This is a genomic window from Photobacterium sp. 1_MG-2023, from assembly GCF_030547945.1.
Lineage (GTDB): Bacteria > Pseudomonadota > Gammaproteobacteria > Enterobacterales > Vibrionaceae > Photobacterium.
Genome location: NZ_JAUORR010000009.1, coordinates 52,582 through 65,102 on the forward strand (window position 1 = coordinate 52,582; position 12,521 = coordinate 65,102).

Here is a 12,521-nt window from a genome sequence, read left to right on the forward strand (position 1 = left end):
TTAGTCTTTTGACTGCGCATCAATACACTGACCGTTGACATCTTTGCTCTCTGGACCCATCAGGTACAGATAGAGCGGCATGATATCCAAGGGGGTTTTCAGTGTTTTCGGATCTTCAGCCGGGAAGGCTTTTGCACGCATGCCGGTTCGGGTACCGCCCGGATTGATGGCGTTGACGCGGACATTGGTATTGCTCAATTCATCTGCCACGATCTGCATCATCCCTTCGGTCGCAAATTTCGACATGGAATAGGCACCCCAGAACGCCCGGCCAATGTGGCCAACCGTTGACGTGGTAAAGATGATCCGGCCATCTTCAGATGCTTTGATCAGCGGCATGATCGCCTGCGTCAGCAGGAACTGTGCTTTGACATTGACGTGCATCACTTCATCAAAGGTGTCTTCACCCAACTGGTCAAAGGGACTCAGAACGCCCAGCAGGCTGGCATTGTGCAGCACACCATCCAAACGACCAAACTGATCTTTGATGGTATCCACCATATCCAGATAGTTTTGTTTGGTTGCACCTTTCATATCCAGGGGAATAATGGCGGGCTGAGGCGCGCCCAGTGCGTCAATCTCATCATACACGGCTTCAAGTTTGGACACGGTGCGGCCCAGTAAAATGACTGTTGCACCATGTGCAGCATAACTGAGGGCAGCTTGTCGGCCGATACCATCACCGGCACCGGTGACCAGAATGACTCGATCTTTCAGCGAGTCGGCCGCAATTTGATAATTCACTTGATATCCTTCTTGGTCGGGCATTTTGCCGCTATTGTAGGTGCTCTCTGGCCGATGTGACAACCCAACGGGGCCGTTGATTGTAAAAAGCGTCGGTTCACTCGAAGAGATTGTGGTCAATCAAAGCGATTCGCCCCTAGAGGCTTGATTGGATTGGTATTACAATGAAACGAAACCCGATATTGAGGAACTTCTTTTGGATTTTTTGTTTGATTACGGACTTTTTCTGGCCAAAATCGCGACCGTCGTTGTCGCAATCATTGCGATACTGGTCATTGTAAAAAGCGCAGGCGGTCGTCACGGCCCACGAAAAGGCTCCCTTGAAGTCACCGATTTGACTGAACAATATAAAGAGACGGTTCATCATCTTGAATCACATCTGTTTGATAAACCTTTGCTGAAAGCGCGGGAAAAAGCAGAGAAAAAAAGCGAAAAAGAGAAAAATAAAGCCCGCCAGCATGAAGTGAAGACTGCGGCGAAGTCGGGTGAATTATCGGTTGCCCGTGAACCCAGACTTTTTGTACTGGATTTCCATGGCAGTATCGACGCAAAAGAAGTGGCAGGCCTTCGTGAAGAAGTTTCTGCAATTCTGGCGGTGGCCACTGAAGGGGATGAGGTTCTGCTGCGACTGGAAACCGGCGGCGGCATGGTGCACGGCTATGGTCTGGCATCATCTCAGTTGGACCGTCTGAAACAGGCGGGAATCAAATTGACGATTGCTGTTGATAAAGTGGCTGCCAGTGGCGGATATATGATGGCCTGTGTGGCGGATCATATTATCTCGGCACCTTTTGCCGTGGTGGGATCGATTGGGGTGATTGCTCAACTGCCCAACTTCAATAAGCTGCTGAAAAAGAATAATATTGAGTTTGAGCAAATCACAGCGGGTGAGTTTAAACGTACCCTGACCATGTTCGGTGAAAACACCGACAAAGCCCGCGAAAAGTTTCAGACCGAAATTGAAGCAACCCATGGTTTATTTAAAGATTTCATTGCAGAACACCGTCCGGCACTGGATCTGGAAAAGGTGGCAACCGGTGAACACTGGTTTGGTAAGCAGGCATTTGCACTGGGTCTGGTCGATCAGATAGGCACCAGTGATGACTTTATTATGTCTGCCTGTAAGGACCGGGAAGTCTTGCAAGTTCGCTTCGTTCAGCGTAAAAAGCTGGCGGAACGCTTGGCAGGAGCCGGCGGTGAAGCGGCGGATCATTTATTACTGAAATGGATTGGCCGCGGACAGCGACCTGTCATGTAAACATGGACCCAGATATAACCCGCTTCGTGCGGGTTATATTTTTCAGCGTAATTCGATTGAAAGAACAGAGTCATTGATTATCTCGGTATCCTCGTCGTTTCATTGACGATATAGAGGCTGAATATTCAAGGAATTCATCTGGATGCACATAAACCGTGCGAAAATCGTCATTTCCTTGTCCATTTCTGGAAAATTATGTGAGCTGGTACAAATAAAATGGGGTGAGAATAGTCAAACCGCTGACGAGGTGGTAATGATCTGCGCCAGCCCGAATTCGGACATCATTGAATGAAATGTCACGGATGATTTGAAAAAACAGGTGCACTTAACACTGTGTTTACAAGTGTAGAAGGGTCGAGCAATCAGTCTGAATTTATTAAAAACAGGTTGACCTTCTTGTATAGTAGCCCAATATTGTAAGAGCGTTGCCGTGCGTACACTGTAACTTTTAGCGTGCAACTACATGTTTTTATTTGAGAATTTCGCAAGCACGAGGACGTAATAGAGTCATATGGGTAAATCTCTCGTTATTGTGGAGTCCCCCGCCAAGGCAAAAACGATTAATAAGTACCTTGGTAAGGATTTCATCGTAAAGTCCAGCGTTGGTCATGTCCGGGATTTGTCGACGGGCACTAGCAGCACAGGAAAAAAAGCCGCTGCAACGTCGACGAAAGGACTGAGCGTTGATGAGAAAGCACGAGTCAAGAAAGAGAAAGAGCTGAAGGCGCTGATCAATAAAATGGGTGTGAACCCATATAAAGATTGGGAAGCGCATTACGCCGTGCTGCCCGGTAAAGAAAAAGTCGTCCAAGAGCTGCAAAAACTGGCCGAGAATGCTGATTATGTCTATCTCGCAACGGATTTGGACCGCGAAGGAGAAGCCATTGCGTGGCACCTTCGTGAGCTCATCGGCGGCGATGAGGAACGCTATAAACGTGTCGTTTTCAACGAAATCACCAAGAATGCAATTCAGCAGGCGTTTGAAAAGCCTGGTGAACTCAATCTGGATGGTGTGAATGCCCAGCAAGCCCGCCGTTTTCTGGATCGGGTGGTTGGTTTCATGGTTTCGCCGCTGCTGTGGAAGAAGGTCGCCCGTGGCCTGTCTGCAGGACGTGTTCAGTCTGTTGCGGTGAAGCTCATTGTCGAGCGGGAACGTGAAATCAAAGCGTTTGTTCCAGAAGAATTCTGGGATATTCACGCCAATACATTGACTGGCGGCAAAGACGCTTTACGGCTGATGGTTGCCCAGCAAGCTGGCAAAAACTTCCGTCCGGAGAATAAAACGGACACGGATGCAGCGGTCTCGTTGCTGGAAAAAGCTAGCTACGAAGTGGTTGAACGCGAAGACAAACCAACCAGCAGTAAACCTTCTGCACCTTATATTACGTCGACACTGCAACAGGCTGCGAGTACGCGCCTGGGCTACGGTGTGAAGCGAACCATGGGTCTGGCACAGCGTCTGTATGAAGCGGGTTATATTACCTATATGCGTACGGACTCGACCAATCTGTCCAAAGAAGCGGTTGAAGCGGTTCGTGGCTATATTGCCTCAGAATATGGCGACAGCTATCTGCCTGCCAATCCAACGGTTTATGGCAGTAAAGGAAACGCACAGGAAGCGCACGAAGCGATTCGTCCATCCAATGTGGATACCTTGCCTGCTGATCTTGAAGGCATGGATCAGGATGCAGTGAAGCTGTACGACTTGATCTGGCGTCAGTTTGTGGCCTGTCAGATGACGCCGGCCCAATATGATTCCAGTACCATTACTGTTCAGGCAGATGATTTCACGTTGAAAGCCAAAGGCCGGACCTTGCGTTTTGCCGGTTGGACGAAAGTTCAGCGCCCATCCGGAAAAAATGAAGACACCACGCTGCCAATGGTTCAGGTCGGCGATATCCTGTCTCTTGAGCAACTGGAACCTAAACAACACTTTACCAAGCCACCGGCTCGTTTTACGGAAGCTGCCTTGGTGAAAGAACTGGAGAAGCGCGGGATTGGCCGTCCGTCGACTTATGCGTCGATTATCTCGACCATTCAGGATCGGGGCTATGTGAAAGTGGATCAGCGCCGCTTCTATGCAGAGAAGATGGGTGAGATCGTGTCCGACCGCCTTGAAGACAGTTTTGCTGATCTGATGGATTACGACTTCACTGCTCGTATGGAAGGCGATCTGGATAAGATTGCAGAAGGTGAAGCCAACTGGAAAGCTGTGCTGGATAAGTTCTTCAGTGACTTTACCGGTGAGCTGGAAAAGGCAGAGCTGGATGAGGACGAGGGCGGCATGAAGCCGAACAAGATCGTTCTGACCGATATTGAGTGCCCGACCTGTTCACGTCCGATGGGCATTCGCACAGCATCGACCGGGGTATTCCTGGGGTGTTCCGGATATGCATTACCGCCAAAGGAGCGTTGTAAAACAACGATTAATCTAGGCGATGAAGAAGGTGTGGTGAACGTTCTCGAAGAGGACGTTGAAACTGCGGCACTGCGAGCAAAGAAACGCTGTCCGAAGTGCGGCACCGCCATGGATGCTTATCTGATTGACCAAACCCGTAAACTGCATGTGTGTGGTAATAACCCTGGCTGTGATGGCTTCGAGGTCGAAAAAGGTGAGTTCAAGCTGAAAGGCTATGATGGCCCTGTGGTTGAGTGCGATAAATGCGGCTCAGACATGGAGTTGAAAAATGGCCGCTTCGGCAAGTATATGGGTTGTACCAACGAGAGTTGTAAGAATACCCGAAAAATCCTGAAAAACGGTGAAGTGGCACCGCCGAAGGAAGATCCGGTACATTTGCCGGAACTGCCTTGTACTCAGGATGAAGATGCCTATTTTGTTTTGCGTGATGGCGCCTCAGGTTTGTTCCTGGCTGCCAGCACGTTCCCGAAATCTCGTGAAACCCGTGCACCTTTGGTGGAAGAACTGGTTCGGTTCAAAGACAGGCTGTCGCCGAAGTTCCTGTACCTGACGGAAGCGCCGGCGGAAGATCCGGATGGCGTGAAAACTGTGGTTCGATTCAGCCGGAAGACCAAAGAAAATTATGTGCGCTCGGAGGTTGACGGGAAGCCAACAGGTTTTACCGCGCTTTATGATGCCGGACAATGGATCATTACCGACAAGCGGAAGAAAGCGAAAAAGTAATGTAGACATCAGAAAAAACCGCCTTCATGAAGGCGGTTTTTTTATCGCTGTGTATTGTGTGAATCAGCGGTGTTCTTGTTTCGCTGAGCCTCGCGGATTACACCATGTTTCTCACATGTGTCAGGCAGAGCAGGAGTGCAGTGATGAGCTGAATGATAAAACACAGTGAAAACAGGACATCAGTCCCCAGCGCGGCCACGAGATACCCGGATGCTGCTAACCCGAACGGCATCCCCAGTTTAAACAGTGACCCCGTGATGCCAGCCACACGCCCCAGCACTGCGTCGCTGAAGGCTTCCTGACGGTAACTCCAGATGCAGATCGAGCTCATCAGACCAATACTGCTGATGACGAAGAAAGACAGGGCTAAGACTGGCGCGCTCGGGAACAGAGCTGGCAGCACAAATCCAATGGATTCAAATGCAATCGAAAGAATCAGCAGCAAGCCCAGCCCCATGCGCTTTCTGATTTTGTCTGCAACCAGTCCGCCCAGCGCCCCGCCGATGCCAGAGGCTGCAATCAGATAACTGACTTCCAGATGGCTCATCATCAGGGTTGCTTTCGCAAAATAAATCGCCTGAACATGAAAAACAGCCCCGGTGGTATTGATGATCACAACAGCGGCAGTGATCAGGCACATTGCCCGGTCTGCGGTGAGCGCCTGCCAGCCTTCGCGGAGTGCCGTCAGCACCGGCGGATGGGCGATCGGCTCGGCGGGGGCAAACGACATGCGGTGCAATTGGATGAAAGAAAACAGATAAAACACAATGAGCAGCAGGAACACCTGATGAATCGCCGTCATCAGCAGCAGCGCCCCGGATAACACGGGGCCAACCGTTTCAAGAAAGCTGTACAGGGTACTGAAACGTGCGGTGGCCGTATTCTGCCATGCCTGTGGCAGCGCAGTCTTCATCATGCCGAGACGGGCATTATGGTAGCCGTAGTCGAAAGCCATCATCAGAAAGGCGGCAGGAAAAAGCGCCCACAACGGCTCTGCGAGCCATTCCACTGCCGTATAAGCGATCAGCAGGCAGAGGCACTGACCAATCAACATGGCCTGCGACCAGTGTTTGCGATTCACTCTGTCCACCCACACGCCAATAAACAGGGCCAGCAGCAGATTGGGTAAGTACTCCACTGCGCGCATCCAGCCCATCCACTCCGCTGAAGACGTTAAATCAAAAACCAGCAAGGGGAGTGCCAGGCTGTAAATTTTGGCCCCAAAAGCGGCAAAGAAGGCACTGGAAAAGAGCATCAGAAACCGGGGTTCTTTCCAGATGCCTGAGTGGGATTGTGTGGTGGTTGTCATCATAAATTCCTTTTACATCACAGAGGTTTGTGATTATCCGTGATAAAAGAAGAAGAAAAAGTGTAAAGGAAAATAAGGAATTTCACCTTTTATGCGTTATTGGCGAGCTTTGATTTTTCTGAGAGATGAGTTGACCGTAGGAGAACGTCAGCGGCTGTCCCTTGACCATCTGGCCGGGGTGCTTTCCTGTACCCGACGCAACGCTCAGATCGTGATTAAAAAACTGGTTGAGGAAGGTTGGATCCGCTGGCAACCTGGGGTCGGGCGGGGCAATCTGCCGACGATTTGTCTGCTGAAACCGGTCGATTCGACGATCAGGCAGGCGGCTTTATCCTTATTGGCACAGAACCAGATCGAACGTGCAACTGCCCTGCTGCCTGCTCAGGAAAGGCAGGGACTACTGGCTGAATATCTGGCACAGCATCGCTCCGGGCATGTGGCGCTCCTAACGCCTGCGCAACACCATCAGGATGTTCTGCGGATCCCGTTTTATCGCGGCATTCATGATCTGGATGCGGTACAGTTATCGCGGCGAACGGAAGTTCATCTGGGCAGCTATATATATGCCGGATTGCTTCAACGGGATGTGAGATCCGGCTGCATTGAGGGTGACCTGGCAGCGCACTGGGAACGACGTGGTAATGACTGGCTGATCACATTACGCAAAGGGCTGATGTTTCATGACGGCTCGCCTCTGACTGCAACAGAAGTGAAGGCTCACTTTGAACGGTTAAAGGCATCAGACAGTGCCAATGTCCGGCTGTTTGACTGTATTGAGCGGGTTGATGTGCTATCGCCGCTGTGTCTCAAACTGGTCACTCAGGCAACGCCGGATTTTGTGCCAGCGCTGCTGACACAAAAAGCGGCCGGTATTTCGAAAGTGACTCCCGATGGGCGAGTGCTGGGGGCAGGCGCATTTCGTCTGGATGAATCCACAGAATGGCTGACCCGGCTGACCGCTTTTGAACACTATCACGGGTATCGTCCCTGGCTGGATGCGGTGGAAATCTGGAACATTGGTGACCGGGCCATGGATTTTGATCTCAGCAGTGATGTTGTCCACCCTTGGCTGGTGCCAGAGAAAACAGCGCCGTTTTCTCAGCTTGAAGCCTGGGAACTGGGGTGTGAATACGTTTTACTGAATGAAAACTGGTCGGAATGGATGCGGGCCCCGGCACACAGGCTGCGCCTTTCTGCATTTCTCCGGCAATTACCGTTGCCTGAGAGCATGGCCCTGTCAGATTATCGGGTTGCGAAGGGCATGCTGAAGTCACAAGCCCCTGAACAATCAGAGTGCCCGCCGGTGGATCTCTTCGGACTGCCTGCACCGGAGCGGCCATTGGTTGTCCTGACTTATCAGCTGCACGATCATATCGCACTGGCTGAGTCTTTGACCGCGGCACTGAATGCTGCCGGGATTGCTGCAACCTGCTGTATCGACACCTTTCCGGACTTTAACCGTGCCGAGCGGCTGGCAGAGGCGGATATCATTATCTCCGGCGAGGTGTTCGGGGAGGATTCAGTCCTGAGCTGGATGGAATGGCTCAAAGCAAGCACGGCGCTCAATGTCTGTCTGAGCACCCGGCATCAGAAGGTGTTGCATCAAAAGCTGGAAACGGTTTTTCAGTTTGAGAGCGAGGCGGAGCGGCTGGAAGCATTCGGGGAGGTGGAGCGCTGGCTGGTTGAAAGCGGACTCTATCGTCCGTTATGGCAAAACCGCCAGCAGCTGGGTATCAGGCCCCATCTGAACGGGGTGTCGCTGCTGGCAAATGGCTGGATCGATTTCAGTCGCGTGGTGTTCAGTTCACCAGAGCGGTCGCCGGAATTCCACTGTGAAAACGGAAGCGATCATCCGGACTGTTGATCAGCTCAGCTTCACGTTGACCAATGATCTGAATGCGATCAGTGATCGATTCTCCGGCAATCTGTTCGGCCAGTTTCAGGTAATCCTGATAATGACGGGCTTCTGATCGCAGCAGTGAGATATAGAACTTTTTCAGTTCTTCATCCAGGAAGGGTGCCAGTTTGGCGAACCGTTCGCACGAACGCGCTTCGATGTAGGCACCGACAATCAGCTTATCCACCAGAGTGGCTGGTTCATGTGTGCGGACGACTTTCATCAGGCCGCGGGCATAGCGTCCGGCATTCAGGCTGGAATAGGCGATGCCCCGGCTGTCCATGATCTCAAGCACCTGCTCAAAATGATGAAATTCTTCTTTGATCAGGCGAACCATTTTGTCGATCAGTTCCTGTCCGTACGGACAATCCGCTTTTGCGGTCAGCGGTGCGCTCAGGCCGTTTTTCTTGCCATGAAACGCATCTTTCTGACGCAATTTGCCATACACGAAGTCTTCATAGGGCTTTGCCCATTCCAGCAGTGCCTGTCCGCTGGCTTCATCCACGGCATATTTGCGGATCAGGTATATGGCCGTCTGGCTCGCTTTCAGCTCACAGTTACAGTGATCAACCAGCAGCTCGTTTAAGTTTTCCGGTCGGCACGCTTCGTCAATCCAGCTGTCTGGTGTGTCGCAATGCAGAAACTGACGAACCGGAGTCAGCAGTTCGTTGATCGGGTGTTGTGTGTCTGTCATAGGTGGTCTTAATACAGAATTGAACTGGGATTCCCGTCGAAGGGGAAAATCGTCGGCGGATTATAACAAAGCTCATCATGCCCCGACAGACTTCGGTCAAACAAGTCAGAAATGAACAACTTAGCCTCAAAAAAATGAGTTTCTTACATCACATTTCCATTTTCGTCTGCATATACTGAAAAGACATTCACCCGGCACAATGTCAAATTCGGGTTTGGTTTAAGGAATCCTCACCATAAGGATGTGTTATGCGTTTTTCTCTGTTGTGTTCAGGTATGCTGGCATCGGTAGCCCTGCCGGTTAGTTGGTTTGCCTCTGCTGCCAATGATTGTGGTCAAGTCACCATTGCGGATATGAACTGGAATTCCGCCACTTTTATCGCCCACGTTGATCAGTTCATTCTTCAGCAGGGTTACGGCTGTGATGCCGAACTGGTGCCGGGAGACAGTATCCCGACAACCACGTCCATGATCGAAAAAAGTGAGCCCGATATTGCCCCGGAAATGTGGAGTAATACGATGCGCGAAGCCCTGGATATCGGGGTGAAGGAAGGCCGCTTACGCTATGCCGGGGTTACGTTATCGGACGGCGGTGAAGAAGGGTTCTGGGTGCCGGCTTATCTGGTGAACGAATACCCGGAACTGAAAACACTGGCAGGTATTCGGGCGAAAGCCAAACTCTTCCGACATCCGGAAGACCCGGATCGTGCTGCGATGATGGGATGTCCGGCCGGGTGGACCTGCCAGATCACCACTGAACATCTTTTTGATGCGCTCAATCTGGCAGACAGTGGCTTTGAACTGCTGGATCCGGGTTCCGGTGCCGGACTGGCAGCGTCGATAGCAAAAGCGTATGAGCGCAAGGAACCCTGGTTTGGTTATTACTGGGCACCGACAGCCATCCTTGGGAAGTATGAGATGGTGAAAGTTGATTTCGGAACCGGGGTGGATGTGGCGCATTATCAGTCCTGTATTACCCAGGCAGACTGTCTGAATCCGAAACCAACCATGTATCCGCCATCACCGGTTGATACCGTGGTGACAGAAAAGTTTGCCCAGCGCGCCCCGCAAGCGCTGGCGTATCTGTCGAAGCGTTCTTTTACCAATCCGCAAATGAATCGGATATTGGCCTGGATGGAAGACAATCAGGCGGATGGTGAGATTGCAGCAGACTACTTTTTCAGAGAACATCAAAAATTATGGACGCAGTGGGTCAGCCCTGAGGCTGAAAAGCGCATGATGGAAGCGTTGAAAACGCAGTAAATGTTCTTGCCCGGTAGCGAAGCCGGGCTGATTTGATGAATACTGACGGCTGTTGAAATGATGTCTGATACTTCCTGGCTCACTGAATTTCCCCAACTGGACCGGCAACAACTTCTGGCCATTCGTCAGACACTGGATGGCGCTTACCGGACTTTTTCCCGTGAATACGGCGACACAATTGAATCATTTTTTGATCCCCTGTTGTCTTTCCTGATTGGGTTTGAAAAGTTGCTGCTGGCGACGCCCTGGTGGCTGATGATTGCCTTGCTGGCTGCACTGGCTTTTTATGCCAGCCGCTCCTGGAAATTAGCGATTGGGGTTGTTGTGGCTTTTGTGTTTATTGGTCTGTTTGGGATGTGGGATGACACCATGCGGACAATGAGCATTATCATTGCGTCGACATTGCTGGCGGTGTTGATTGGTGTTCCCGTCGGGATTTGGATGGCACGCTCGGATCGGGTGCAGCGTTGGGTCACGCCCCTGCTCGATGTGATGCAGACCATGCCAGCATTTGTCTATCTGATTCCGGTCGTCATGCTGCTGGGAATCGGCAAAATTCCCGGCCTGATTGCTGTGGTGATTTACGCCATTCCACCGGTGATCCGGCTGACCAATCTTGGCATCCGGCTGGTGGACAAAGAAGTTCTGGAGGCTGCGGAAGCTTACGGGGCCAGTCGCTGGCAGCGTCTGACCGGGGTACAGCTACCACTGGCAATGCCAACGATAATGGCCGGGATCAATCAGACCATTATGATGGCGCTGGCCATGGTTGTGATTGCTTCGATGATTGGCGTGAAAGGGCTGGGGCAGCCCGTTCTGAAATCCATCACAAATCAGTACTTTACGCTGGGGTTACTGAATGGTTTGGCTATTGTCGCGCTGGCGATTATGTTTGACCGAATCTCTCAGAGCTATGCCCGTCGGGCGCAGCAGCATCTTTCCGGGAGCCGGCATGACTGATCCTTCCATACGTCACGATGACCGAAAACCGCTGATTCAGGTGCGGGGTTTATATAAGGTCTTCGGCCCGCGAGCCGAGCAGGTGATGTCACAAGTGCTTGCCGGCACAAGCAAAGAAACGATTCTGGCAGAGACCGGGCACACGGTTGGGCTCAATGACATCAACCTGTCGGTGTATCCCGGTGAGATCTTTGTCGTTATGGGGCTGTCTGGTTCCGGGAAGTCGACACTGATTCGCTTGTTTAACCGATTGATTGAACCGACAGCGGGACAGGTGGACATTGATGATGTTCAGGTGACCACCTTGAGTAGCGCTGCATTACAAACTTTCCGGCGACAGCGCATGGCAATGGTTTTTCAGCGTTTTGCACTCCTCCCGCACCGGACGGTCCTGCAGAATATTGGATATGGGTTGCAGATTCAGAAGCACAGTCAACAGGATTGGCTGAAGAAAGCACAGTACTGGCTGGAAACGGTAGGACTGAGCGGGTATGGCGATCATTATCCGTCCAGTCTGTCTGGCGGCCAGCAACAACGGGTCGGACTGGCCCGGGCCTTGTGTACCGATGCAGACATATTACTGATGGATGAAGCCTTTTCAGCGCTGGATCCACTCATTCGCAGCGAGATGCAATCGCAACTGATGTCACTTCAGTCTGAGCTTGGGAAAACCATTATTTTCATCACACACGATCTGGATGAAGCGCTCCGGCTGGGTGACCGGATTGCGATTCTTCGTGATGGGGTCTTGGTTCAGCAGGGCAGGCCGGTCGATATTTTGCTCCGGCCTGCCGATGATTATGTCGAAGCTTTTGTCAGAGATGTGAATCTCGCCCGGGCACTGACGGTTGGCAGCGTCATGAGTCGTGAGATTCACCAACTGGGTCTTGTGACGCCAGAGGATGCAGCGCATGCTCTGAAAGCAAACCAGCAGGTGTATAGCTACATCTGGGATGAACAGCAGGGGTATCTTGGAGTGCTGACGGAGGTCAAACTCCGTTCGCAACCTCACCCTCTCTTCAATGGAGGAAGTCTTGTTGACTTGCTGGAGTCTGTGCCTGCCATTCGTGCTCATCAGTTACTGGAGGATGTCCTGCCAGCCACATTGAATTCGAACTGGCCTTTACCTGTGCTGGATAGCGAGGGCAGATTACGTGGGTGTCTGTCCCGCAGCATTCTGGCCAAGGTGCTGAGTGAACATCGCATCGGGGCATCTGACGGGTAAGTGAGTGGAATGGGCTGGATACAAAACAGG

9 protein-coding genes are annotated in these 12,521 nt (G+C 51.7%); 6 read left to right on the top strand and 3 right to left on the bottom strand.

All coding sequences use genetic code 11. The features are described 5' to 3' along the window. Positions 1-744, bottom strand: a complete 744-nt coding sequence (locus tag Q4579_RS10050; protein WP_303563689.1) for a YciK family oxidoreductase — start codon at positions 742-744, stop codon at positions 1-3. A 196-nt stretch (positions 745-940) separates the two neighbouring features. Here Q4579_RS10050 and sohB point away from each other — a divergent pair, with 196 nt between their 5' ends. Then, complete coding sequence (gene sohB / locus Q4579_RS10055; protein ID WP_303563691.1) at positions 941-2,002, top strand: protease SohB; 1,062 nt, start codon at positions 941-943, stop codon at positions 2,000-2,002. A 511-nt stretch (positions 2,003-2,513) separates the two neighbouring features. After that, positions 2,514-5,144 carry a type I DNA topoisomerase gene (gene topA / locus Q4579_RS10060; protein ID WP_303563694.1) on the top strand — a complete coding sequence of 877 codons (2,631 nt, stop codon included), beginning with the start codon at positions 2,514-2,516 and terminating at the stop codon, positions 5,142-5,144. Positions 5,145-5,241: 97 nt separating this feature from the next. Here topA and Q4579_RS10065 read toward each other — a convergent pair whose 3' ends face one another. Next, on the bottom strand, positions 5,242-6,456 hold the full coding sequence (locus Q4579_RS10065; RefSeq protein WP_303563695.1) for an MFS transporter: 1,215 nt from the start codon (positions 6,454-6,456) through the stop codon (positions 5,242-5,244). An 88-nt stretch (positions 6,457-6,544) separates the two neighbouring features. On the opposite strand from Q4579_RS10065, the gene Q4579_RS10070 reads away from it, so the two are divergent. Then, positions 6,545-8,317 (top strand): SgrR family transcriptional regulator, encoded by a 1,773-nt coding sequence (locus Q4579_RS10070; protein WP_303563698.1) that lies wholly within the window; start codon positions 6,545-6,547, stop codon positions 8,315-8,317. On the opposite strand, the gene Q4579_RS10075 is transcribed toward Q4579_RS10070, so the two are convergent. Next, positions 8,253-9,044, bottom strand: a complete 792-nt coding sequence (locus Q4579_RS10075; RefSeq protein WP_303563700.1) for a tRNA-(ms[2]io[6]A)-hydroxylase — start codon at positions 9,042-9,044, stop codon at positions 8,253-8,255. The two genes, Q4579_RS10070 and Q4579_RS10075, sit on opposite strands and share 65 nt — an antisense overlap. 248 nt (positions 9,045-9,292) lie before the next feature. Here Q4579_RS10075 and Q4579_RS10080 point away from each other — a divergent pair, with 248 nt between their 5' ends. The 3 genes from Q4579_RS10080 to Q4579_RS10090 are packed head-to-tail and all read left to right on the top strand — an operon-like array spanning position 9,293 to position 12,491. Then, positions 9,293-10,306 (top strand): ABC transporter substrate-binding protein, encoded by a 1,014-nt coding sequence (locus Q4579_RS10080; RefSeq protein ID WP_303563701.1) that lies wholly within the window; start codon positions 9,293-9,295, stop codon positions 10,304-10,306. 60 nt (positions 10,307-10,366) lie between these two features. Then, positions 10,367-11,266 carry a proline/glycine betaine ABC transporter permease gene (locus tag Q4579_RS10085; protein WP_303563846.1) on the top strand — a complete coding sequence of 300 codons (900 nt, stop codon included), beginning with the start codon at positions 10,367-10,369 and terminating at the stop codon, positions 11,264-11,266. Then, entirely contained in the window at positions 11,259-12,491 is a 1,233-nt protein-coding gene (locus Q4579_RS10090; RefSeq protein WP_303563702.1) for a glycine betaine/L-proline ABC transporter ATP-binding protein, read from the top strand. The genes Q4579_RS10085 and Q4579_RS10090 overlap by 8 nt, the downstream gene beginning before the upstream one ends. Positions 12,492-12,521: the final 30 nt, after the last annotated feature.